This window comes from Paenibacillus hemerocallicola, from assembly GCF_006265175.1.
Lineage (GTDB): Bacteria > Bacillota > Bacilli > Paenibacillales > NBRC-103111 > Paenibacillus_AB > Paenibacillus_AB hemerocallicola.
This window is the reverse complement of the sequence record NZ_VDCQ01000038.1, coordinates 26227-51679: the sequence shown is the minus strand read 5'-3', so window position 1 is coordinate 51679 and position 25453 is coordinate 26227. Positions and strand designations below refer to the sequence as shown.

At 57.3% G+C, this 25453-nt stretch carries 18 protein-coding genes; 4 read left to right on the top strand and 14 right to left on the bottom strand.

The features are described from left to right. Positions 1 to 82: 82 nt before the first annotated feature. From FE784_RS23850 to FE784_RS23845, 3 genes are all read right to left on the bottom strand, one after another. Positions 83 to 1420, bottom strand: coding sequence for an ABC transporter substrate-binding protein (locus FE784_RS23850; protein WP_139604768.1), 1338 nt, complete (start codon positions 1418 to 1420; stop codon positions 83 to 85). 212 nt (positions 1421 to 1632) lie between these two features. Further along, the gene (locus FE784_RS41085; protein ID WP_176706470.1) at positions 1633 to 1806 is read right to left on the bottom strand and encodes a hypothetical protein; all 174 of its coding nucleotides are present in this window, start codon (positions 1804 to 1806) and stop codon (positions 1633 to 1635) included. A 91-nt stretch (positions 1807 to 1897) separates the two neighbouring features. Continuing rightward, the gene (locus FE784_RS23845) at positions 1898 to 2881 is read right to left on the bottom strand and encodes a sialidase family protein (protein ID WP_139604767.1); all 984 of its coding nucleotides are present in this window, start codon (positions 2879 to 2881) and stop codon (positions 1898 to 1900) included. A 901-nt stretch (positions 2882 to 3782) separates the two neighbouring features. On the opposite strand from FE784_RS23845, the gene FE784_RS23840 reads away from it, so the two are divergent. After that, positions 3783 to 4730, top strand: a complete 948-nt coding sequence (locus FE784_RS23840; protein WP_139604766.1) for an AraC family transcriptional regulator — start codon at positions 3783 to 3785, stop codon at positions 4728 to 4730. Positions 4731 to 4865: 135 nt separating this feature from the next. After that, positions 4866 to 5624, top strand: coding sequence for a spermidine synthase (locus FE784_RS23835; protein WP_246132148.1), 759 nt, complete (start codon positions 4866 to 4868; stop codon positions 5622 to 5624). A 129-nt stretch (positions 5625 to 5753) separates the two neighbouring features. Here FE784_RS23835 and FE784_RS23830 read toward each other — a convergent pair whose 3' ends face one another. The 6 genes from FE784_RS23830 to FE784_RS23805 all read right to left on the bottom strand — a co-directional run bounded on the left by FE784_RS23830 (position 5754) and on the right by FE784_RS23805 (position 13774). Then, positions 5754 to 6899 carry an SGNH/GDSL hydrolase family protein gene (locus FE784_RS23830; RefSeq protein WP_139604764.1) on the bottom strand — a complete coding sequence of 382 codons (1146 nt, stop codon included), beginning with the start codon at positions 6897 to 6899 and terminating at the stop codon, positions 5754 to 5756. A 48-nt stretch (positions 6900 to 6947) separates the two neighbouring features. Beyond that, positions 6948 to 7928, bottom strand: coding sequence for a hypothetical protein (locus tag FE784_RS23825; RefSeq protein ID WP_139604763.1), 981 nt, complete (start codon positions 7926 to 7928; stop codon positions 6948 to 6950). Positions 7929 to 7989: 61 nt separating this feature from the next. After that, positions 7990 to 9873 carry a glycosyl hydrolase family 28-related protein gene (locus tag FE784_RS23820; RefSeq protein ID WP_218103800.1) on the bottom strand — a complete coding sequence of 628 codons (1884 nt, stop codon included), beginning with the start codon at positions 9871 to 9873 and terminating at the stop codon, positions 7990 to 7992. A 108-nt stretch (positions 9874 to 9981) separates the two neighbouring features. Further along, positions 9982 to 11307, bottom strand: coding sequence for a Gfo/Idh/MocA family protein (locus tag FE784_RS23815; RefSeq protein WP_139604761.1), 1326 nt, complete (start codon positions 11305 to 11307; stop codon positions 9982 to 9984). 23 nt (positions 11308 to 11330) lie between these two features. Then, on the bottom strand, positions 11331 to 12317 hold the full coding sequence (locus FE784_RS23810; protein WP_139604760.1) for a hydroxyacid dehydrogenase: 987 nt from the start codon (positions 12315 to 12317) through the stop codon (positions 11331 to 11333). 155 nt (positions 12318 to 12472) lie between these two features. Then, entirely contained in the window at positions 12473 to 13774 is a 1302-nt protein-coding gene (locus tag FE784_RS23805) for an ABC transporter substrate-binding protein (RefSeq protein WP_176706469.1), read from the bottom strand. A gap of 740 nt (positions 13775 to 14514) precedes the next feature. Here FE784_RS23805 and FE784_RS23800 point away from each other — a divergent pair. Continuing rightward, a complete protein-coding gene (locus FE784_RS23800) occupies positions 14515 to 15882 on the top strand; it encodes an extracellular solute-binding protein (protein WP_176706468.1) in 1368 nt (455 codons plus the stop codon). 987 nt (positions 15883 to 16869) lie between these two features. Here FE784_RS23800 and FE784_RS23795 read toward each other — a convergent pair. Continuing rightward, positions 16870 to 17754, bottom strand: coding sequence for an AraC family transcriptional regulator (locus FE784_RS23795; protein WP_139604757.1), 885 nt, complete (start codon positions 17752 to 17754; stop codon positions 16870 to 16872). Between the two features lie 273 nt (positions 17755 to 18027). Here FE784_RS23795 and FE784_RS23790 point away from each other — a divergent pair, with 273 nt between their 5' ends. After that, positions 18028 to 19893, top strand: coding sequence for an alpha-galactosidase (locus FE784_RS23790; protein WP_139604756.1), 1866 nt, complete (start codon positions 18028 to 18030; stop codon positions 19891 to 19893). Positions 19894 to 20321: 428 nt separating this feature from the next. On the opposite strand, the gene FE784_RS23785 is transcribed toward FE784_RS23790, so the two are convergent. The 4 genes from FE784_RS23785 to gcvT all read right to left on the bottom strand — a co-directional run bounded on the left by FE784_RS23785 (position 20322) and on the right by gcvT (position 25442). Further along, positions 20322 to 21173: a lipoate--protein ligase family protein gene (locus FE784_RS23785; protein WP_139604755.1), complete on the bottom strand. Its 852-nt coding sequence runs from the start codon at positions 21171 to 21173 to the stop codon at positions 20322 to 20324. Positions 21174 to 21321: 148 nt separating this feature from the next. Next, positions 21322 to 22779, bottom strand: a complete 1458-nt coding sequence (gcvPB, locus tag FE784_RS23780; RefSeq protein WP_139604801.1) for an aminomethyl-transferring glycine dehydrogenase subunit GcvPB — start codon at positions 22777 to 22779, stop codon at positions 21322 to 21324. Between the two features lie 56 nt (positions 22780 to 22835). After that, positions 22836 to 24188 (bottom strand): aminomethyl-transferring glycine dehydrogenase subunit GcvPA, encoded by a 1353-nt coding sequence (gcvPA, locus tag FE784_RS23775; protein ID WP_139604754.1) that lies wholly within the window; start codon positions 24186 to 24188, stop codon positions 22836 to 22838. A gap of 150 nt (positions 24189 to 24338) precedes the next feature. Further along, entirely contained in the window at positions 24339 to 25442 is a 1104-nt protein-coding gene (gcvT, locus tag FE784_RS23770; RefSeq protein WP_139604753.1) for a glycine cleavage system aminomethyltransferase GcvT, read from the bottom strand. Between the last annotated feature and the right edge of the window lie 11 nt (positions 25443 to 25453).

Sequence of the window (25453 nt, the reverse complement as noted above, 5' to 3'; positions counted from 1 at the left end):
AAAAGCTGCCCGGATGATGCTTCAGGCAGCCGATTCCCGAACCTATACTCCATTTGGACCGGCGACCGCTCCGGCCGCCATGTTATTTCGCCTTCTCCTCGGCCACTTTTTTGTCGGCCCGCTCGGAAGCTTCCCGCAATACGGTGTTGGCGTCTTTGCCGGCCAAATAATCGTTGATCGCGGTCGTTATTTCCCTGACGCCTACGGAATTATAGTACGGGGACGTCTGCTGCATTTGCGCGCTCTTCGGAAACAGCAGCGCTTGGACGTTTTTGCCCGCAAAGTTCGGGATGCTCTCCCCGAAATTTTTGATCAACGGCTCCGCATTGCGCAAGGACGGCAGGGAGCCCAACGTTTTGGCCGCCCATTCCTGATATTGCTCGGAGGTCAAATAGGCGAGCGCCAGAAACGCCGCATCCCGCTGCTTGCTCTTGCCGGTAATAAAACCGAACGTCGGATTCGGCGCCGGTCCCGTGTCCCGATTGTCGGAGAAGACGGGGTATCGCGCCAAATCCCAATTTTTCAATGCATCGGCGGTCATCCGGATCAAGCCGTCCGCATCCAAATACATGGCCGTCGTCTGGTCCTTGAGAAACCAGTCGCGGATCGCGCCCAAGCCGTACTTTCGGTTCGGCGGCTCGTTGCCCGGGATCGTCCAGAACCTTGCGGCATTCTCGAACACCCGCTTCACGCCGTCATTCGTATATTGCGCTTTTTCCGTCTGCGGATCAAAATAAAGGGCGGACAGCTGATTCCAGCCGACCACATGCTCCCATGCCATGCTCAGCCCCTTGTACTGGATGCCGCCGTCGCTCCGCGTCATTCTGCGGGCGAGTTCGTATATTTCGTCCCAAGTCATGCCGTCCTTCGGATAAGCGATCCCGAATTTGTCGAACAAATCTTTGTTGTACAAAAATACAAGCGTACCGATATGCGTCGGAAATCCGTATATGCTCCCGCCGCTCAGCGTCCGCTGCACATCGATCGGCACGGGCTGCAGCTTGGATACGTCGTACTTGTATTTCTTGATCAGGTCGCTTATATCGTTCTCCAGCCTATAGCCGGTCAAATATTGCGGCATGCCCGAGGCGGAGGCGAACATTACATCGAGCGTCGGGATGCTGGCAATCGTATCGGCAAAGTTGGCTGCGGTCGTCGATATATACGTAATTTTGAAGTTAGGAAATTTTTTGCGGAGCTGGTCGCCGTATCGCTGGTTGAACAGCTCCTCCGACAGACCGGGCTGCGTGAAGGTAAGCTCGGTCGGCGTTTCCTCTATCTTCCTCGGATCGGCCTTTTGTTCGGTCGGACCGCGCTCCGATTCCGCGGTCTCTCCTCTCCCGCTCCCACCCGTACACCCCGTCGCCAAAAGACACGCAGCCATTACGGCAATCATTGTATTCATTTTTGTCGCGAACACGTGAGATTCCCCCTTCGGATATTCGATTAACAATGCAATTGGATCTCCTATTTGTTGATAACGGTTTCAAATTGATCGAGATCGGCCCGATATGGCGCAGGCACGACGATTTTTCCCCGCTTGCATCCAAATAGGCTAATGGGTGGAATAATCTACCGGATAGCGGGCAGTTCTCTCGCTATCGACTGCGTGCCACGAGCGTACGGCATCGATTACCGCGACCCGGTTCTGACGATCGACAGCGAATCGGTATCCAATCGGGCGATGCTCAACGGATAACGCGGCAAATTCCCGTTCGAATTGTCGTCGTTGATTACCCCGATGAAAAATATCCGGCTTTGCCGGTCTTTCACCACATCGGGACAGCAGGAGGAGGAGTACGTCACACCCCCGTCATCGTATTGGAGGCGGAACCGGTTGATGTTGGAACTATTTCCGCAGCGCCAAATCATTGATGAGGAACTGAATCGCCGGCTCCTACATGTCCGGTTTCCAACGCGCCACTCCCATATGATACCGGTGATGAAACGGGACTTTATCGCTGTAGTAGGCGGTGACAATCGTGCCGTCGTCCAACTGCACGCTCGACGGATATCCCCCGTCCGTCGCGATTTCGAAACGGACCAGATGAATCGGGAAGTCCCAGCTTGCCCCTAAATCTCGGCTGACTCTTGCGCCTATGCCGTAAAACCCTTTGTTGCGCATGCCGTAAGTGAGCAGCAGTCTGCCGTCCTCCAGCATGAGAAGGTGGGCCGGGTGCTGATTGCCCAGCGTCAGGGCGCCTTGATGGGTCCACGTCTTGCCGAAATCCTCCGAAGCGTACAGCTCCAGATTTCTTTCCTTTTTCGTCCGGCCGGCGGCGACCAGCCGCTTCCCGTCGATGCACAACAGCGCGGTCTCATTGCCCGGAATCGGAGTTCCGTCGTTTTTCTGACCGATCCGCACCGGTTCGACCCATGTTCTGCCGTCATCGTAGCTCCGCAAAAAATAGTTGAACATCTGGCCGTTGCTTTCGTTGTAGGAGTAAAAGCTTGCCCCGAGCAAGCCGTCGCCGCCTCGGACAATATCCCCGTAAGGAATCATGCTCGCGGATTGTTCCGGCTTCCCGACGTCTCCTTCCTGCACCCAAGTGCAGCCGCCGTCGCGAGAGCGGCATACGACCGGCTCCAGCACCTTTCTCGGCGGCTGCGCCGGGGTCCATCCCGAGCACAACACGATCAAATCGCCGTTATGAGCCAATCCGGCAGCATGATTCATCCTGTTGTCTCCAGGCTGACTGGAAACAGGCACCCCTTGCTTCCGCCACAAGCGTCCGCCGTCGGAGCTGACCCAGCACTCCACTTCGCCTTCGGCCAAACTGTGATTCGGCTTGTTGAACAGTACCGCCGCGATCGTACCGTCCGGCAGCAGCGTCAAATTCGGCCAAGCGCATACATTGTCGATTGCGATATAGGTTTCCATCTTACACCCTCCCCTTTTTGAAATCGATTCCCGCCCTCTGACGACTTTCCGCTACTTTTGATCATTGCTCGATCAGCGATCGCAAGGCGCATTTTCATGCATCTCGAGAAAGAATCAGGCACTTCGCGTCGGTCGTTAAGAAAGATCACCTCCTCTCTGTGCAAAGGCAAAATGCGCGGTACCGAACCGCCATGTCGTTCCGCAGCCATCAACCGTATTGGCAATGTCATAGCGGGATGATAGTATACTAGTACAAGCCATGGATAATCCCGTGTCCCGCTTTGTTTGGCTGATTCTCGCCGTTCGAAGCGATATACGTTGAACGTTCTGCTTCTTTGAAGGTGCGGGTGTCGAACCGGAAAAATATGGTTGTTGAAAAAGTCAAAAAGAGAGAATTGTCATACAAAAAGATGGGGGAAGTGTGCGGAAAGCGAAGCGGTTGACTTTAAAATCGTGTTGTAACCACCTAAAGTCTTAAAAACAACACGATTTTAACGGATATATGGAGCGCCTTCTCCCACCTCTTGTCTCCGGCGCTTCCTCTCTTTGCAGACTTTTTCAACCGCCTCAAAACATACCGTTATTTACATGGATAGCTGCCCCGTTACCGTGGGCAACTGGAAAAAGTACAGCTATTTGGGATGAGGGAGGTTTGTTGCCGACGGTAACTGGAAAAAGTACAGCTATTTCCAAGTATGCGGCCGGATATGTCCGATACGTGCGTAATTAACTGCATATTTTCCATTCCAAAGCCGGTATTTCGCATTCGTGTCGAGAATAACGGCGTATTTTCCATCTAACGCCCACTATCTCTCGGTGTAAGCTGCGTGCGCGCCTATTGGGTGCGGATCGCCGTCATGTTTGTACCAGTCAGTCCCGACATAAGAGGAGGAATCTGACATTGGTCTACCTGGACAACCGTACTCTTCGCAGAAGCTTCTGGGAGCAGCTGAACATCAAAATCCGGATCGGCTCGCTCCAATTCGATATTATGCTGGACGCCACGTTTGTGCCCAACCGGGTGGAACGCAATTTGACGAGCCACAAGCATTCGGCGTTTGAAATGCATGCGATCATTTCGGGTGCGGGCGTATTGGCGATCGGAGACAGCGAGTTCGACATGCTTCCCGGCTCGCTGCATTTGATCGGACCGAACGTGTTCCACTCGTTCAGACCGGACGAGGGCGCCTCTTTCGTCCGCTCGACGATGAAGTTTTCGTTCCACTCTTCGCCTTTGTCCGATGCCTGGTATCCCCGGTCGGAGTCGGAGCAAATTGCCGATTCGCTCTCGAACGTAACCTACAGGCAATTCCGCGACGTCGACAGCAATCGGAAGATCATCCTGCTGATGGAGGAAATCCGCTCGGAGATCGAAACGCCGTCAACCGGCGCTTATGCGAACGTGCAGAGCCTGTTCTCGCAATTGATCGTCCAAGTCGTGCGCCTGCTCCATCCGGACGGGAAGAGGAACGAATCGAGCCCTTTCCCTCAACGCATCCATGACGAGATGCGATTTCGCATCATCGATTTGTTTTTCAGCCATTACAGGCAAAGCTTGACCATAGAAATGTTGGCCGAACAATTGAACTTGAGCACGAAACAGGCCAATCGCGTACTGAAGCAATATTACAACATGTCCTTTAAACAGAAGCTGCTCGACAACCGGATCGAAGTATCCAAAGAGCTGCTGCGCATGAGCGGGATGTCCGTGCAGCAAATCTCGGAGGAAGTCGGCTATCGGGCGACGCCGCATTTCCGTCAGCTGTTCGTGCAGAGAACCGGAATGACGCCAGAGCAATACCGGGTCCATCATGGCCATCTTGGGGTTAGTATAGCAGACAAAAGGTGAGTGAACCGGACATCTTTGGCCGCCGAATGTCCCGATTGGAAAGGGGCGTAGACGACAAGGCCGAGGCGCGCCGGCACGATGGAAAGGATAACTACCGGCACGACTATTACTTGCGCGTCAAAGGAGTACGATCGCTTGCAATTGAGGTATAAAACATCCGGCCCGAATGCGGGCATCGAGATCTATGACACATCGGAATTGTACGGCGAGAAGGGAAGCTTCCGGATCATGCAATTTTCGGGCGAAGCGGTTCAGGGGGCGATGGATCTGGAGCGTCCGGAGCGTATCGTGTTCGAATATCCGAGAGCGATTATTCATTTGATGAAGCAGAACGATCCGGCGTTCGAGGACGTCTTTGCGATCGGGCACGGGATCGGGACGATCGCCGGCTATTTTGCGGAGAAGCGATTCAAGGTCGCGGAGCTGGACGATAAAGTCGTGGAGATAAGCAAAGCCTGGTTCGGCTGCAGCGGCGATCATGTCGTGATCGGTGACGGACGGCAGCTTCTCTGCATGGAGAAGCCGGATACGTACGATTATATTGTTTTGGACGCCTTCAACGCACAAGGCACTCCACGGCACCTGATCTCCAGCGAGTTTTTCCGCATCGCCCGGGACAAGCTCCATGCAGGCGGCTCAATCCTAATGAACCTGATCGGAAGAGGCGACAACGACCGGCTGATCAACGCCGTTCATACGACGCTTAGCGAGCATTTTCCGCATACCGTCTCGTTCTCCATGCCCTCCAATCGGATAACGGATGCGAAAAATATCATTATGATGGGCAGCGGCAAACCGATCCGGTTTCAGGCTCGCCACATGGCCGGCTTCGCGGAGTTCGCTCCGGGTCCGGGACATTTGATCTTGGACGGGGTTGGAGAAGCTGCAAAATGACAAAAGCGGTACTGCGACTGCGATAAAAATACACACAGGGAAAAAGCCCCTCCTCAGGCTGCGGAATACTCCGAAGCTTGCACAGAAGGGGCTTTCGCTATTCCCAGTGACTTGCAGGCTGCAAACCGATCATGATCCGGACGCGTCCGACTGCTGCTCCGGTGAAGCCTGCGCCACCATACGCCGCAGCGTCTCCTTCACCTGCCGGCCGTATACGGCTTTGCCTCCAGGCAAGTTGAGATGGGCATCGTCCAAGCTCCACTTGCCCGACGATACGCTCACCTCGATGGCGGCTCCCCGCTCGGGGACGTCTTGAGCAAATACGAGCCTGGATGGAATGAACCGGTACGCCACCTTCGGATTGCGGGACCTGCCGTTCCACTCCTCGATCGTCAATCCGTCGGCCGCCAGATCGTTGCGGAATGCGATCGCATAGCCGCCTTCGATGCGGCAGCCGTCTCCGAAACGCTCCCGCCCGTCTACTCGGACGGACCAATTGCGCAGCTGGTACCCCGCTTCTTCCCCGATGTCCTTGCCGGAGGAGGAGAGCAGCGGGTACTCGGCCGCGCCTGTCGAGAAGACGGCTTCGTCCGGGCCGATATAGGCACGTTTGTCGCACGGCTGACTATATTGCCACTCGAACAACGGACGGTATATGTCCACCCGTTCGAGGCCGTTCCGCTCGGCTATGCGCCGGATCATTTCGGGATATCCGGTCAACAGCCGCGTATGGAAGTTGCTCAGCCCGGTCTCGAACAAAGCCAGACGCGCCTGCGGGCAGTCCCGCTTCAGCGTTCCGATCATCCGCTCCAGGGCGGCGGCATAGCCGTCGACCCGCTTGATCCGGATCGCCTGCCCGACGTACCGGCCGACATTAGGCGTAATGACCGTAGGCGCGAGCGGTTCGTCGAACCGGGCGGTACGGGTCAGCGGGTCCCAGCTCCCGATAATGCGGCTCTGCACGTTCCGATTATCACCGAAATAGTCGCCGACGATGACAAGATCGCCGGGCTTCACGTCGCCGAGCTCGGCTCCGTCCCCGTCTATCGATACGCTATATTCGGTTGCCGCCGATACGACAAGGTCAGCCGTATCGATGCTGTAACGGTCCGGTCCATCGCAGCGGCAATTTCTCACGAACAGCACCGGCAGCCGCCGGACGTCCTCTTCCTTCAGCCCTTCGACCCGCCTGCTGGCGACAAATCCGTTGCCCGCCTCCCAGTCGTCGTTCGTGCCCAAGCCGATGAAGACGATATCCGGCTTCCACGCCGTCAAATGGCCCGTGCTCCGCAAGCCTTGGTCGTTGTTGAACAAATTGGCCGTCTAGCCGCCGATTCCCGCGTTCATGACATGATGGAACCGGTTCGTCACGAAGTTGAGCAGAACATACGGCTCTCCCTCGCCCCCGCCATGCGGATCGAAGCCGCGGATTTTGAGCTCGAACGTACGCCGCGCGGCATGCGGGAACCGCCATGTCCGGACTGCCCGCTCGTCGGTCGAGCGAAAATCGAGTCCGCTGCTCACCGATACCGGACGGGCCGGGTCGAAGGCGACTCCGCCTTCGCCGTAACGGCTTTCCAGCGGCGAGCCGATACGCTCCCCCGTCTCTCCTATAGTCGTCTTCGCATACGCGATCGTTTCCCCGAACCGATAGGTCACTTCGATCACCGCGCCCTCGGACACCGGCTCGCGAAAACGGAGCACGTGGCGCACTTCCGGTTCGCCATCCGGTCCGGGCTCATATTGGCGGATAATTCTGTAATCGAGGCTCGCGGGAAATGCGGCGCCGTAGCCGCGGCTGTTCAGCTCGCCCGCCACTTCCGCTCCATCCACCGTGACACGGTGCCCATATGTAAACGGACGTCCCAAATCAAACGTATGCTTGACGCCGTCCCCGATGAAACTGACTTTATGTTCACCCGACGGCGAATCGTTCCGGTTCGTAAACGTGTCGTACAGCTCCCCGTCCACGTACAGGTCGATTAGCGCCGCCGACTCGTTGCCCCGCTCCAACGCTTGTACGACGCTCAATTCATCGCCGCCCAATTCGAACGCCGCTCCGCTGCCCTGCCCGGTCAGCCGAACGCCGCTCTCTCCGTAGAACTTCCGGCTGCGGATCGTCTCCGCATGGCCGAAGATCGTCAACCGGTCGTGCATGATCGTCTCCGCGAATGTCTCGCGAAGGAAAAGGTCGGCTTCTCCGACGAAGCCGTCGTCCAGCATGCCGTCCACCCAAGTAATGCTGTCTCCCGCAAAAGCGATTCGCATGGCGCGGGGAAGCGAGCCGATCTGTTGTCGGTTCATGACACCCAATCCTTTATACCTTTAATATCGGCGATCGGGCATCTTCCTCCCCGAGTCGCCGTCAGACGGGATTGCCGTCCAGGTCGCCTGTCGGCACCCCGTTTTTCGTGCGCAATGCTCCGGTCGCGTCGATCCATAAATGATAAGTTCCCATGATCAGATGAGGACCGTTCCATGTCCCTCCGATCGTCACGTTGCCGCTGAACGACTGGTCGAACGCTCCCGAATAGACCGCCCCGTTCCGTCTGTCCCGAATACGCACCTTCGGCTCGAAATTCGTCTGGTTGACAATCTCCCGTCCGGCATACGAAACATACGCGCCGCCGCCCTCGATGATGTTGTTGTCGAGCATGATCATATTGTCGTTGCTGTCGAGCTTCGTAATCCGGATCGCGGTGAACCAGTTCGGCCACAGGCCCGCCGTATCGGTCGCAAAGACGCGGCTGTTCTGCAGCGTCAAGCTTTTTACCTCATCGTCGATGACGACGATGTTGGAGCTGTTGCCGGCATGAACGCCGTCCAACGTAATCAAGCCCAGATGATTGCTCGCCAGCAGTCCGACGTCATAGCCCTCGAAGTGTCCGATATTCAGCTTGACCTCCTGAGCGCACCATCCGCTGAGCACGGCTACCGTCCCTTGCAGCACCGTATCGCCTGCCGCGGGAGCGGGAGAGACGCTGCGGTCCAACGTAATCGTGCTGCCGCTCACGGCCGTAATAAGCGCAGGCGCAAGCCGGCTCTCGCTGCCGACAAGCACGACCTGCCCGCTCTCGAAGCGGGTCGGGTCGGCAAGCGTAACCTGATTGGCGGCAGGCGTGGAGACGACCGTCGTCTGGGCATATTTCACTTTGCCTTCCTTCACGTAATTCCCGCCTTGCCAGCCGACGAATTTCGGATTGGAGAGGAGCGTCGAATTATGCATGGAGCTGGTTCCCCGGCCGATGAGCAGACCGTGCGCGCAATACATCCACAGGCAATCGAGGAAATGGACGTTTCCGACGTTCAGGCTCTGGCTGGGCAAATCTACGGCGTAGCCTTTCAGGAAATGGCTGAACGCGCAGTTCGTAAACGTCAGCTCGAAGCCGTTCAAAATTTTCAGTCCCGAGCCGTTGTACCCGTTTCCGCCCTCGAAGGCATTCGAATTGCGGAAGACGACATTCGTGAACCGCGAGGAGACGAGCTGCCTCGCACTGACAAGCGGATAGTCTCCGGCCAGCCGGTTGACATTATTTTTGATCATCAGATCGCGCAGCTCGAAACTGTTCATCGAGCTTGTCACGCCCGTCTCCCGCTGGATGTCGAGCACCGCGGCGGAAGTGGAATGATTCATCAGAATGGAAGCGCCGTAGCCGTCGCCCTTAATCGTAATATAGGGCTCTCGCACCGTCAATCCCGACACCTTATATTTGCCGGGGGGAACATAGACCGTGCCTCCGGTTTTGTCGACCGCGTAATTTTGCTGCGCCTTGTCGATCGCCGCCTGGAACGCCGCGCTGTCGTCGGCCGTATTGTCGCCCTTCGCGCCGAACCATCTGACATTGTACAGATTGGCGGGAAACCGACCCGTCGACCGTTTGAACCGCTTGCCTGAAACCGAGACGAACACGGTGCCGTTATCGTCCACCGTACCGGTATCGGCCGGATCGTAATAAAGCTCGCCCTCGCGGCCGGCATCCGTTACATAGTAAACCGTACCGACGACCGCCGTGGCGGAATCCGACCGCAGCTCGGCTATCGTGACGGGAATCGCCCCGCAGCAGCCGTCGCCCTCGCCGTACACGGACTCCGATACGGTCTCGCCGAAGACGATCCCTTTGGGCAGCAGCATCGCCGCCCCCGCCGCGGCGATCGTGCCGGCGCCGAGCGCGGCCAGCGCCTTGCGACGGCTTACGTGCCGTCCCTCCGCTTTCTCGGCGCTTGCTTTATTGTTCGAGCCGTTGTCCATCATACTGCATCCCCGCTTTCCCGAAATGTAACGAACGGGATATTCGGACTGCCGTTCGGGCACTGCCGCAACCAAAACGCAACCGTCATGAAACCGTTCATGAGACCGTTACGGCCTCGGCATCGCCTCCTTCCAGCCGATCGTCATCGTCCGGCCCTCCAGACGGGAGGCATCCGCCCTAAAACCGCACAAATGGCCGAGTATGGAATTGTCGAGCGACGTGGCAAACCGGGAATCGGCGGCGCCGCGCACGACATTGACGAAATCCTCGACGATCCGCACGTCGCCTCCGCCGTGCATATCCTTGGACACGTTCAGCTTGATCCGCTTCACTTCGTATTCGCGATTCGGTCTCGGGTCCGGCGTGCGGATGATGAACTCGCCCGACTCCATTTCCCCCTCGATCTCGCCCTTCGTACCGATGATGTGGATCGTCCGGCTCGGCTTGGCCGTGCCGCCGACCAGATTGTGGACAGCGGTGGAGCCGTCGGCGAATTCGATGAGGACCGCCTGATGGTCCACGATATCGTTGTCGCATTTCCAGACGCACCGCCCGTACGGGCTGTCGGTTTCGATCAGCTTCCGTTTCTGCTCCGGATCGAGCCTGACGCCGTGAATATGATCCGGCCATACATACCCGCTCCATAGCGGCTGATCCAGATACAGCTTCTTGGCCGAGTACGTGCAGCTCTCCTCGATCTTGCAATCGGTCAGACAGCGCGTACCCGCTCCTGCGGGAGCTTTATCGGCGCGGAACTGCGAACGGCGGCCGAAGCTGCTCACTTTCAACGGGCGCGAACCCGACTTGAACCAGGTGAGCAGGTCGAGATCGTGGCAGCATTTCGCCATCAGGAACGAGGAGCCGCCTATCTCCGTATTTCCCCATTTGCCGCGGACGAATGCGGTAGCCATATGATGGTAGCTCACGTTCTCCTCGGTCTGTATATGCACGATATCGCCGATTCCGCCTTCCGCGACGACCTTCTGAATTTCCGCATAAAACGGCGCGTACCGCAATACGTGGCAAACCATCACTTTGCAGCCGTGGGCGGTCGCCGTGTCGTACAGCTCGAGCACCTCCGCCTCCGATACGCCGATCGGCTTCTCCAGCATAAGGTCGTAGCCTTTGCGCAGCAGGGGCAAGCTCGTCGGCACGTGCATAAGGTCCATCGTACCGTTAATGACGGCGTCCGCCAGCTTTGGAAGGCCGACGAGCCGCTCTACGCTTTCGAAGCACATCTCTTCGGTTAGCCCGTATTTCTCGGCCGTATTATGCCTGCGGAGCGAATCGGGGTCGACGACTCCGACCACCCGCATCCGTTCCGGATGGCGCAAGGCGTAAGCGGCGTATTTCATGCTCCGGTTGCCGGCCCCCACGATAATAACGGTGACGGGACGATCGCATTGCCATTCGTTTGTCGGTTGCATGTTCATGATTTCGAGAGCTCTCCTTTTCTTCAGGCAAGCTGATTCATCTGCTCGGCCCATACTTCGCCGGCCATCGGACGTCCGCTTGCGTACGCCGACAAATCGTCGATGACGAATTGGGCGATCCGTTCCAGCCCGTTGTTAACCGCCCCCGCGATATGGGGGGTGAGCACGACATTGGACAGCTTGCGGAACGGATGATCGGAGGCGGGCGGCTCCGGATCGGTTACGTCGAGACAAGCGAAGAAGCGTCCCTTTTCCAGCTCGGCCGCAAGCGCGGTCTCGTCGATGAGAGAGCCTCTAGCCGTATTGATCAGCACGCAATCGTCCTTCATCCGGGCGAAAGCCGCGGCATTGAACATATGGCGCGTCTCGGGAAGCGACGGCACGTGGATCGAGATGGCATCGCTTTCCGCGAGCAGCCTCTCGAACGTCACCTTCTCCGCGCCCAGCTCCTTCGCCCTGATTTCGCTGACGAACGGATCATACAAAGCGATGCGAACGTCGAAATTGCGCAAAAGCTTGATATAGTGCGACCCCGCCCGGCCTGCGCCGACTACGCCTACCGTTACCCCGTATACTTCCCGAACGCGCGATACCGGCCCCCAGCCGCCCGCCCGCGTCTGCGCGGCGAGCCTCCACATGTCCTTGAGCGAAACGATCGTATACCCAAGCGCCGTTTCCGCGACGCCTTTGCCGAGCGCTTCCGTCGCATTCGATACGCGGATGCCGCGTTCCCACAGCTCCGGCGTCGCGATCGGCTTCACCGTCCCGGCGGCATGAAGAACGAGCTTCAAGTTCGGCGCTTTCTCCAGCACGCGTGCGGTCAACGGTCCGCATCCCCAAGACGTGATCGCCACGTCCGCGCCATCGATCAGCGTCCGCAGAAGCTCCTCGCTCGGAACACCCCGCTGCCCGTTGACGACGACCTCGCCGAGTTGGCGCAGCCGATCCAAATGGCTATCCCGAAATATCCGCTCTCTCTGTTCTTTTCCTTGCAGCAGCACGATTCTCATGTCCGTTCTCCTCCGATTTATGTAAGGTGTTGAAGGCTGTGGCCTTCCAACCGCCTGCGCCTCCGACAGCGATGTTGCCGGCACAGTAAGTCGGATCAAGTCGTCCGAGCCGGACTGCTTGCCGGGAACCGACTCCGGCGCTTGACCCGGCTCGACTATTTGCCCAGCTTCGCCTTGATCGCTTGATTAATTTTTTCCTCCGCATCGCGCAGCGCGCTGTTGACATCTTTTTTGCCGGCCAGCAGCTCTTTGTATTCGGCCAGCACGACCGCGTTCGCATCCGTATAAAATCTGGAAAACTCCGGCGCGTCGGCAGGCTTGCTCTTGAAAATGGCTTGGATGTTTTTACCTTTCAATCCGGCTTGATCCGCGCCGAAATTGTCTTTGAGCTTCTGGTCCTTCAGCGGCGACACCCGGCCGGTCACCTTGACCGATTCCATCTGCACGTCGTCGGACATCAGCACCTCGACCACCTTGAAGGCGTCGTCCTTGTGCTTGCTCGTCTTCGGCACGGCCATGACGTGCAGGTCGTACATGCCGTATACGTTCGGCCGGTCCTTATAGCTCGGATATTGAGCCATGTCCCAGTTCAAGCCGAGGGCGTCGCGGAAAAACGAAGTAAAATTGCTCGTCGCGAGCATCGCGATCGTACGGTCCTTCGGAAAAACGTTCAAGAAGGAGCCCTGCTGCGCATTGCCGGGAATGTCGTTGATCGCTTTGCCCATCTCGAAAACCCGCTTCAATAAATCGTTCGCGTTGATATTCGCCGTACTCGTTTTCGGATCGACGAGATTGAGCGAGAGCGGGAACATCATTCGGACGTGGCCGTCCGGGTCGAGCCCTTTGTACTGGACGCCGCCCTCGTTGCGCGTCAGCTTCTTCGCCAGCTCGATCGTCTCGTCCCAAGTCATGCCGTCCTTCGGATAAGCGACGCCGAATTTGTCGAAGATGTCTTTGTTGTAGTAAAGCGCATTGAAATTGACATTGTACGGGATGCCGAACAAGCCGCCGTTCGATACTTTCCGAACCGCATCGAGCGCTTTCGGGTCAAAGCGGTTCAAATCGAACTTGTGCGTCTGGATCAGAGGCGTCATATCCTCCAAATAGTCGAGCAGGTTTTGCGCCGGCATCCCGCCGTGCCATAAAGTGACCAAATCCAGCTGCTGCTTCGTCGCGATGACGTTGTCGATCGCGTTGTTTTGCTTGTTCAGCCGCTCGACCGTAATGTGCGGGTACTTCTTCTTGACCGGGTCCGTGATCAGGCGTTTGAAATCATCATCCGTAAATACTTGCACGTCGTACATGTACAACGTAACCGGTTCGGTCGCTTTCTCTACAGGCTTCGTCTCTTTGGCCGCCTCGCCTTCTTTGCCTTTCGTTTCTCCCGTATTACCGCCCCCGCATCCGGCCAGCAGCAGAAAAGCCGACAAAACCGAATATGTAACCGCTTTCTTCATGTTCTTCAATCCCTTCTCGTCATTTGTTTCCATGCGTTGTTGCAGACATAGATTTCCTTTCCTTTTATTTCCTTTTCTTTCCTTTCTTTACGTTTTTTTACTTTTTTCCTTCACTTTCCTTTCCGTTCCTTTACTTTACTTTACTTTACTTTACTTTACCTTTACTTTTCTTTTCTTCCGTTCCGGCCAATCCGAAGCACAGCCGTTAGCCGTGCTCGGACAGCCTGCTCGCGCCCCCTTCGCCTTCGGAATGGTCGTTCCCCTTTATAAAACGATATGGACATGGCCGAAAGCCGTTTCCGACGTCAGCCTCATTCCCGGACAAATCGCGAAGCAATCCCGACTTGGCGGCGAATCAAAACCGAATATCGCTTATGCGTCCCGATCGCCCCGTCCGGCCGGGAAGCGGTTGCATTTGCTTCGCAAGCCAATCTTTTCCGAATAAATATTAACTATAAGTGAACCAATTGTATTCGAACGATAGTATTAATTAAAATTCAATTCAAAACTGGTTCACTTTTGATTATATTTTTCGTTCCCATTTCTGTCAACGGGATTTTTCAGGGCCAATTTCCGAATCGTTCTCGTATTAAAGTGACGAAATGAGCCAAATAAGCTATAATTACAGAGATGACATCTATCGAATCCGAACTATTTTTGACTATAAGTATACCAATCGATTTTTTTACGTCGTTATTGGAAGCAGGCACAATGGCAGCATTGCAGGAGGAGCAACGGTTATGTCAAAACGGACGTCTTCAAGAAATCGGCTCGACGACATGGTAGCTACGCTACAGGAGGACATCCTGACGGGGAAACGGGCGGAAGGGGAGTTCCTTCCCTCCGAGCTGGATCTCGGGGAGTTGTATTCGCTCAGTAAAAATACGGTGCGCAAAGGATTGGACCGGCTGGTCGCGGACGGATACATCGAGAAAGTGCCGCGGATCGGCGCCCGCATTATCCGCAAAAAGCAAAGCTCGGGCGAGGTGCTGCGGTTCGGTTATTACCCGACGCTCGATATGGAGGTACAGCTGCTGGAGCTGGTCGACCGGTTCAACGAGGACAATCCGGACATCCGGGTCGAGCCGATCCCGGTAGGCTATCCCCGGAATCAGGAAGCGGTGGGCAAATATTTGAGCGAAGGCATGGTCTTCGACGTCATGACCGTCAATCTGTACAATTACGAGTACATCCGCAGCGAGTCTCCCGAGAAAAGCATGCTCGAGCCGCTCGATGCCCGCGAAGATTTGTTTCCGTTCCTTAACGCGCCTTTCTCGTCAGGCGGGCGGCAGTACGTCCTCCCGTTCGTGTTCACGCCGGTCGTATTGTGCTACAACAAGGAGCATTTTCGCGAGGCCGAGCTTGCGGAGCCGGACAGCGGCTGGACCTGGGACGATTTGAGCGCCGCCGCGGATAAGCTGTCGGCGGGAAATGACCGGCTCGGCTTTTATTTCCACCTCATGTCGGAAAACCGCTGGCCGATCTTCCTGCTGCAAAACGGAGTCCGCTTCGAACGAGACGCGGAAGGGCGTTACGATATGCGCGCTCCGCTTGTCCGGGAGGCGTTCCAAACGTGTATGGACATCGTCAACAAGCATTTTCCGTCGCACCTATCGGAAAACGATTTCGACGTCTTGTCGTTATTTTTGCGCGGGAAAGCGTCGATCATCATGGCCAGCTATTCCAACCTGAACGCGCTGAAAGAAGCGGACTTCGAGTACGACATCGCGCCGCTCCCCCATTTGAAGGAGCTTCGCACGCTGCTCGTCGTCATCGGTCTTGCCATCAACAAAACGTCGATGCGCAAACAAGAGGCGAAACGGTTCGTCGACTATTTGCTCTCCTACGACACCCAGCTCCGCATTCGCCGAAATACGCTGAATTTGCCGAGCTTGAAGAGGGCTGCCGAATGGGTCGGCGACGAGCCGGAGAAAGGGCGCCCTTATCGGTTTCACATGTACCGCGAGCTGATCCATACGTTCCGGCTGTATTCGGATTTGAACTGGACTACGAGCGAGATGATGACCATCCGCAACGAAATGCGCTACTACTGGTCCAAGCTGGAGGATTTGGACACCGTTCTCGAACGGCTGGAGGAGAAGCTGTAGGGGCTTTACGCAGTTCGCCTCCCGGAGAGGAATAAAACGCATAGAGCTTTACGCAGTTCGTCTCCCGGAGAGGAATAAAACGCATAGAGCTTTACGCAGTTCGTCTCCCGGAGAGGAATAAAACGCATAGAGGTCCTTTGCACCTTATTTTGGATATAACCCGAAATTTCCGGACGTTAAGAGATGTTTGGGGCTTTTACTTGGGGGCAATGTCCCGTTTTCGCCCAACTCGCCCCGATGTAAGAGCTCCGAACATCCACTATTTCCAGCTCCCGCTAATCTTTACGGCATATAAGAGCTGCTAGAGACGGCTATTTGCTTACATAAGCGTGCCGGAAAAGTGTCAGATTGCACATTTCTTCCAAAGGGTCGTGGAATATGCGAATGAACTGTAAAACATGCAGTTAGTTGAGGGATGAGTTGTCGGTTGCGCATAATTAGCTGGAAAATGTCCCGTTATTTCGTTCGTTTCCGACCATATGGCGGCTAAAGTGCTATTTACCTGCATATTTTCCATTTAATTCGACGAATATCGCATGATTACAAAAATTAACGGCATCTTTTACAGTTCATGCATGGCTGTTGAATTTTCGTGGCCCTCCATCTCGTCCCTCTTTCTCAAAAGCCGCGCACGACGCGTCGCAAGGCTCGACAACTTGACATTTATCTCCACGTAGGTACAAGTCCCGTAATGCCGCGGGGCGATGTCGTGGAGGTTCGATCCTAAGAGCGGTTCAAGCCCTAGGGCGATTCAAGCACTAGGGCGGTTTAAGCTCTTGTGCGGTTCAAGTCTTAGTGCGGTTCAAGCCCCAGCGCGATTCAAGACTTAGCGCGATTCAAGCCCCAGCGCGATTCAAGCCCCAGCGCGATTCAAGCCCCAGCACGGTTCAAGCTCCAGCACGGTTCAAGCTCTAGCGCGGTTCGGCCTAAAGAGGTTTGGCCTTAGGGCAATTCGGCCTATCGTGGCCGATACAAGCTGCGCTATATTTACTCCTCCCTCGGCTGAAAGTGCTCCATCCCGGGACGGATGCCCCGCAGCTCGGTCGGGGACCGGCCGTGCCACTTCTTGAACTGCTTGGAGAAGTGGAAAGGATCTGCGTACCCTACCGAAGCCGCAATCTGCGAGACGGTCAGCGGCTCCCGAAGCAGCAGCAGGGCGCGCTCCATGCGCAGCTTCAGCAAATATCGGGCGGGGCTTAGCCCCGTCGCTTTTTTGAACATTCTCGTCAAATAGGCGCGATGGTACCCGGACTCCTTGGCCAGCTCCTCGATGGAAACCGGCCTATGGTATTGCAGGGCGAGCCAACGGATCGCCAGACCGATGCGTCGCCGCAGCTCGGCTTCCGAAGGATGCTCCCCGGCTTCCTCGGGCGGCGCCGCTATACGATCGACGAATTCGCCGAAAATGTGCCTCAAGTACGCTCCCGCCCTCAAATCGCTGCCGGCCTTTCCCGAACGAAGCGTTTGCTGCGTCCGGCCGAACAAGGTTCGCAAGAGGCGGCTTCCCGATTCCGCCGACCCGACCGCAACCGGACTATCCGGACTGATTCCCGCTTCCTTGAGCAATTTATCCGCTTCGGTTCCCCGAAAGCCGATCCAGCTATAGCTCCACGGGTCCGCACCGTCGGACGAGTAACCGGTCAGCTCGCCCGGGTAAATGAAAAAGCAATCCCCCGCCTTCAACTCGCGCCGTTGCCCTCTCCACGTAAAGCTGCCTTTGCCCGAAACGATCAAATGCACCAAATGATAGTCCAGCGCATGGGGGCCAACTTGATGCAAAGGCGCGGTTTGATTGCTTCCGGCGAACAGCACCGTCAGCTCCCCCGGTCTGGGGAACGGATTGATGGAGACTCCGTATTGCTCCGCACTCATATAGGCTCAGCCCCTCCCGTTCCTGACTTCGATTCGCTTTCATTGTACAACGTGCGGCCGTATATGTGGACCGCTCATTTTGCGTACGGCCGGGAGTACGACAGTTGCAGCCTCCTCCTTCCGGGTATCCCGTTCCGTCAAGTTACATTTCTCCATGTCCAAGTCACCATATTCTATGGCCGCTTGCCGCAATATGACGTATGCTTCGCGTAGACTAACCCGCGGAGGGCCAGACCCGGGCATAGTCCAATTTCCCAAACGGATGGTGTGCCCATGAATTTCCTACAATCGATCCAGTTCGGCAAAGCAGTCGTAAAAATCGTTTGCTCGGGCCGCTCATATCGCGGCAGCGAAGCATCGGAGGAATCGTCGGAGCACGGAACCGTTTACCGTTGGGACTCGGTGTCCTTATCTTTGGATCGCGGCGACAAGGGCGTATATGCCGTCTCGCTCCGGAATGACGGCCCGTTCCCTCTCCACCTTCAGCGCATCTGTATCGAGTGGCCTGCGGGGCGGTTTACTCCCGTTCTCGATGCCAGGGACTATATGCAGCTGTATCATTCTCGGGATTTTTCCAAGCTTTCCGGCGTTCGTCCCGTACATCGCCCGAACGAATGGTCGGAGCCAGCGGATGCTTCGGCGATGGTTACTGTATTTTCCCGCAGAAGCGGAGGCAGCGCGGTTCTGATCGGCGCTTTGCCGCCTTACGGCGATTGCTTCGCGGACTTTCCCGTGCTGCACGATAAGCCTCATCGCGACGGCGCCTTCGGCGTCGGCATTCATTTGCAGTCGCCGAGACAGTTCGCCCCGGGTCGCTCGGAAACGCTGGCCCATCTGATCGTGCTGGAGGGCCCGGATGGGACCGAATTGCTCGGGCGGTATGCCGGGCTGGTCCGCGAAAGGCTGGACGGTTCGCTGCGTTTCAGGAAGCGCGTCGCCGGATGGAACTCATGGGATTATTATGCGGGCGCCGTCAGCAGCGACGACGTTCTCGCCAATGCCCACGAGGCGCGCAATACATACGGCGATGCGCTTCAGTACATGGTCGTGGACGAAGGCTACGAATGCCAATGGGGAGTATGGGAAGGCGGTTGGAAATTTCCCGACAGTTTGACCGGGCTGTGCTCGCAAATCCGTAAAACCGGCTATGAGCCGGGCATATGGACGGCTCCGCTGATGGTCAGCGTCTATACGCCGTTATACCGGGATCACCCCGACTGGTTCGTCGGCGACGGACAGGGCAACGTCTATGTGAAAAACTTCAGCTACGGCAGCATGGCGCAGCTCGATATTACCCACCACGAGGTCGTCCGGCATATCGGAGAACAATTCGCCAGGCTGCGCCGGGACGGGTTTACTTATTTCAAATGCGACTTTGCGCAGATGCTTCTCGGCGCATCGTCGTTCGCGGTCAATGACCTTTCGCATGCGGGCATGCTGCGCAAACTGTTCGAGACGATTCGGACCGCCATCGGCGATTCCTATCTACTGGCCTGCGGAGCCCCGTACGAGGCGGTTGCCGGGGTAGCGGACGCCCATCGGACGACGGGAGACATCCATAACTATTGGAGCCATATCCGCCAAAACATCCGTTCGATGATGGCGCGATGGTGGATGCAGGGGACGTTCGGCAATACCGACCCCGACTTCGCTATCGTCCGCTGCAAGGAAACGTCGGACGATCCCGCCTTCAACCGGCGGCAGGGACAAAACCCGTGGAGAGCTGGCGCGAACTGGGGCAGCGGCCGCGAGATGAATCTCGAGGAGGCCAAGACGCTGACGCTCGCCTGTCTCGTAAGCGGCGGAGATCTCATTCTCGGAGATGCGCTCGGCAAGCTGAATGCCGTCGGCACCGGGCTGCTCGGCCGTCTGCTGGAGGCTGATGTAGCTCCGGGAAAACCGGTCAACATGTTCGAGCATGACGGCGACGAGCTGCCGATCGTGGTTGCCGAGAGCAGCGGCCGGAAGCTGCTAGTCCTGTTCAATCTCGGCGACGACTTTCGCGTGCAGAAGCTGCCCGAGCCATTTCGCGGGAAAGCGGCCCGTTGGACCGAATTCTGGAGCGGGGACCCATGCGAGATGCCCCCGGGCGACGAAGTCGCGCTATCTCCGCGCAGCGCTCAAGCTTGGTGGATTTAGACCGTGTCCGATTCAAGGAGAAGGCCGGCGGGTGCATAGTTCGATACAACCTGGAAGCCTTTTAATGAAGCGGTGCAACATGCTGCCATAAATAAAGGAACTGATTTCCGTTATTGTCCAGATTTCATGGCACTCCTGAATATAACGGCACAGGCTTCCGTTAATTGGAACTTTCGGGGTGAAAAGGTGTAGGGAACAGCGGAATAGCGGAGCTGTTTTCCGTTATTTTGCGACTGACACGGGCTGTGGGGTCAATAAGAGACGCCAGTTCCGCTATTGTCTGGATTATCGGTCACGCGAGCGCCGGCACAGGCGGAAAGCCTTCACCGATCATACGATGCATACTCTTCTGAACGCGCATTATGCTTGCGCTGAGAAAAAAAGCTCTGCGGAATATGCCGCAGAGCTTTATCGGATTCGCATCGATCTCAGCGTCTGTGACTCCAGTCGCTGCTCCCGTATTTTTCCGCGGCCAGCTGGGCGGCCAGCTCCTTCTCGTAATGTGTCAGCTCCCCTTCCGCGAGAAGGACGCCCAAGCCTTCGCCGATTCCGTCACGGAACGCCGCCTCCGCCTGCGAATAAGTGATGGCCGGTCTCCCCATAGCCCGGCATATGTCGCCGATCGATACCGCCTTCGTATGAAACGATTGCTTCAGCCTCTCCTTCACGCGCTCGTTGGAGAAGCGCAGCAGCGAGAACAGCTGGTCCACGTCCATCTCGAGCAATATCGAGCCGTGCTGCAAAATGACGCCCCGCGATCTGGTCTGGGCGCTTCCGGCGATTTTCCGCCCTTCCACGACGAGCTCATACCAGGAAGGGGAATCGAAGCAGGCGGCCGATCCCGCGGTCGAGGCGTATTTCGCCTTCTCCTCTTCCGCTCCCAGATTGACCATCTCCGCGCGCAGTCCCAAGTTGCGGAATCCGTGCAGAAGTCCTTCGCTTAATACGCGGTACGCTTCGTTAACCGTCGTCGGCATGTCCGGGTAGTCCTCCGAGACGATCATGCTGTAGGTAAGCTCGCGGTCGTGCAGCACCGCCCGCCCCCCCGTCGGCCGTCTGACGAAGCCGATTCCCTGCTTGCGCAGCTCCTCGAAATCGACCTCATCCTCCGCCCTCTGAAAGTAACCGATGGATAGCGTGGCCGGGTCCCATCCATAGAAGCGCACTGTCGGCGGCGTCTTCCCTTCGCTGTGCGCGATCAGCATCGCTTCGTCGATCGCCATATTGTCGGCGGGCGTTCCGTTTCCCGATTTTATAAATCTCCAGACCGATTCCGGCATCGTTTCGTCCCCCTCAAAAAAAGAAGCCCCGCGGACAATCCCGCGGGTACTCCTTCGTACAAGCAAGCTGTTCTATTTTATCGTACTACGTTTTGTCCGGAATTACAAAAGTCCGACCCACGGCTGTGTACGGAATGCCGCTTCGGCTTCAGCCGCAAGTGCAGTTCAGCACCGGCTTGCGTGCCGCTTGCGCTTCGTCCAGCCGCTTGACGACGGTCGTGTACGGAGCGTTTACGACGAGCTCCGGATTGTCTTCGGCTTCCTTGGCGATTTGGATCATCGTGTCGATGAAAGCGTCGAGCGTTTCCTTGCTCTCCGTTTCCGTCGGCTCGATCATGATGCACTCTTCCACGTTCAACGGGAAGTAGATCGTCGGCGGATGGTAGCCGAAGTCGAGCAGCCGCTTGGCGATATCCAGCGTGCGTACGCCCAGCTTCTTCTGCCGCTTGCCCGACATGACGAATTCGTGCTTGCACGGACGGTCGAACGGCACGTCGTAATGGGAGGCAAGCCGTCTCATCATATAGTTGGCGTTCAGGACGGCGTTCTCGGATACTTGACGCAAGCCTTTGCCGCCGAGCGTGCGAATGTACGTATAAGCGCGAACAAGGATGCCGAAGTTTCCGTAAAACGCTTTGACGCGGCCGATCGATTGCGGATAATCGGTATCGAGATAATAAGTGCCGTCCGCCCTGCGCGCCACGTTCGGAGCCGGCAGAAACGGAACTAGCTTCTGCTTCACGCCTACCGGACCCGCGCCGGGGCCGCCGCCGCCGTGAGGAGTGCTCATCGTTTTGTGCAAATTCAAGTGAACGACGTCGAAGCCCATGTCGCCCGGACGCGCGATGCCGAGAATGGCGTTCGAATTCGCACCGTCGTAGTAGAGCAGGCCGCCCGCCTCATGGACGATTCGCGCGATTTCCACGATTTGCTCCTCGAACAAGCCCAGCGTATTCGGGTTCGTCAGCATGAGAGCCGCCGTGTCGGAGCCTACCGCCGCGCGGAGCGCGTCGAGATCGACAAGCCCTCTGTCGTCGGATTTGATCGTAATCGTGTCGAAGCCCGCGACCGTAGCGCTGGCCGGGTTCGTGCCGTGCGACGAATCGGGTACGATGACCTTCGTCCGTTTCTCGCCGCGGCTCTCGTGATAGGCGCGGATCAGCATCAGACCGGTCCATTCGCCGTGGGCTCCCGCAGCCGGCTGAAGCGTAACGCGGTCCATGCCGGTAATCTCGGCCAAGTCGTTTTGCAGCGTATACAGCAGCTCCAATGCCCCTTGGATCGATTCCTCCGGCTGGTACGGATGAATTTTCGCCATTCCCGCAAACCGTGCCACGTCTTCGTTGATTTTCGGGTTATATTTCATCGTACAGGAACCGAGAGGGTAGAAGCCGTTATCGATTCCGAAGTTGCGGCGCGACAACGCCGTGTAGTGGCGCATGACGTCGACCTCGTATACTTCCGGCAGCTCGGCCGGCTTCGTGCGCAGCAGCTTCTGCGGGATCAGCTCCTCCACAGGCGTCTCGGGCACGTCGCATTCCGGCAGCGAATAAGCTACGCGGCCCGGCTTGCTCAATTCGAAAATCAACGCCTTGTCGTGCTTCACCGGCTGCGACTGCTGGGCTTCGCCCGCCTGTATCGTTTCCGTTTGGCTCGTCGTGCTCATAGCAGCTCCTCCAATCTGTCGGCAAACTGTTCGATGTCTTCCTTCGTGCGCTGCTCCGTTACGGCAATCAGCATATGGCCCTTCAGCTCGGGGTAGTCTCGACCGAGATCGTAGCCGCCGATAAAGCCGTGCTCCAGCAGCTTGGAGTTGATCGCGCCCACATCCGCGCCTTCACCCAGCTTCACCGTGAATTCGTTGAAGAACGGCGATGCGAAAGCAACCTTCAGCTTATTGCGAGAGCCGATCGCTTTGGCCGCGAAATGCGCTTTTTGAACGTTCAGTCCGGCTACGTCACGGATGCCTTGCTTGCCCAATGTCGATAAATAGACGGAAGCGCACAAGGCGAGCAGCGCCTGGTTGGAGCATATGTTCGATGTCGCCTTCTCGCGTCGGATGTGCTGCTCCCGCGCCTGCAGCGTCAGCACGAAGCCGCGCTTGCCGTCGCGGTCGACCGTCTGGCCGACGATCCGGCCGGGCATGCGGCGCATCCACGCGTCGGCGACAGCGAAGTAACCGCAAGACGGGCCGCCGAACGAAGCGGGAATGCCGAACGGCTGCGTATCGCCGACGACGATGTCGGCGCCCAGCTTGCCGGGAGGCTCGAGCAAGCCCAGCGACAGCGGGTTGCAGCTGACCACGAGCAGTCCGCCCGCGCCGTGAATGATCGGCTCGATCGCCGCTACATCCTCGATACAGCCGAAGAAATTCGGCGATTGCACGATAACCGCGGCGGTATCGGCGCCGACGGCGGACTTGAGCTCTTCGACGTTCGTTACGCCGTCGGCATATCCGACCTCGATGACGTCGAGGTTCAATCCCCGGGCAGACGTCCGCAAAATAGCCCGCGCTTCCGGATGTACGGCGCGCGATACGACGATTTGCCGGCGTTTGGTCGCGCCATGCGCCAATGCGCCGGCTTCGGCCAGCGCCGTCGCGCCGTCATACATCGAAGCGTTCGCTACCGCCATGCCGGTCAATTCGCAAATGTAGGATTGGAATTCGAAGATGGCTTGAAGCTCGCCTTGCGAAATTTCCGGCTGATAAGGCGTGTAAGCCGTATAAAATTCGGAACGGGAAATGACATGATTGACGACAACGGGCAAATGATGGTCGTACATGCCGGCTCCCAGAAAGCTGGCGTACCGGTCAAAATCGGCGTTGCGGCCGGATAGCGTGCGCATATGGCGCAGCATCGCCTGCTCGTTCAGCGCTTCGGAAATGTTGAGTTCGCCTTGAAAACGGACGGACGCCGGTATGTCGGCGAACAGCTCGTCGACGGAGGCGACGCCGACAGCCGCGAGCATGTCCTTGCGGTCCTGCTCGGTCATCGGTAAGTAGCGGTGTTTCATCGCTTGATGCTCCTTTCGGATATGGGGCTGCTGTGGCAATCTATTTGTTCATGCGGTAAAACGCTCGTCTTCCATTGACGACAACCCGGTATGCGGTACCTATACGGCAAGCACGGTGGCAGCCGGGGCATTCCGTTCGGAACGCCCGACTCAAGCCTTCGGCCGTTTGTAAAATGGCGTCGGCACGACTTTCGCCCGCAGCTTCTTGCCGCGGATCTCGACGAGCACCTCGGTGTCGTTGGCTGTATAAGCCGTCTCGATAAGAGCCAAACCTACGTTGCGCTTGAACGTCGGCGACTGGGTGCCGGTCGTCACCTCGCCGATCCGGCGATCGTCCAGCGAGTACACCGGATAATGCGAGCGCGGGATGCCCCGGTCGATCATCTCGATGCCGACTGATTTTCGCGGCAGCCCTTGCGCCTTCTGCCCGGCCAACGCGTCGCGGCCGATAAAGTCGCCTTTATCCAGCTTGACGAAGAAGCCGAGCCCCGCTTCCAGCGGGCTGATGTCGGCGGACAGCTCCTGGCCGTACAGCGGCAGGCGCGCTTCGAAGCGCAGCGTATCGCGCGCGCCCAAGCCTATCGGCTCCAAGCCATGCTCTTTGCCCGCTTCCAGCAGCAAATCCCACAGCCGGATCACTTCCTTGGCGCTTGCATACAGCTCGAAGCCGTCCTCTCCCGTATACCCGGTACGCGACACGAGAGCGTGCACGCCGCCAACGTTCACGTCGGGCAGAAACCGGAAGCCCTTCAATTCGCCGATCGGCGCTTCGGTCAGCTTGGATAATACGACTCCCGCAAGCGGTCCTTGCAGCGCCAGAAGAGACGTATCGTCGGAAACGTTCTCGAGCTTCACGTTCCCTTGGACATGCTTCTCCAGCCACGCGAAGTCTTTGTCGATGTTCGATGCGTTGACTACCAGCATGAACCGATCTCCGGCCAGCTTGTATACGAGCAGATCGTCCACCACTCCGCCGTCCGGATAACACAGCAGGCTATACTGCGCCTGGTTCGTCTCCAGCTTGGACACGTCATTGGTCGTAACCCGCTGCAGAAACGCTTCCGCGTCAGCGCCGGTAACCCAAAATTCGCCCATGTGCGATACGTCGAACAGACCGGCGCGCTCCCGCACCGCGTCATGCTCGTTCTGGATTCCGCCGAATTGCACCGGCAAATCCCAGCCGCCGAAATCGATCGTTTTCGCGCCATGCTTCGCGTATACGGGGTAAAGCGGTGTTTGTTTCAAGGACGTCATACGTTCACCTC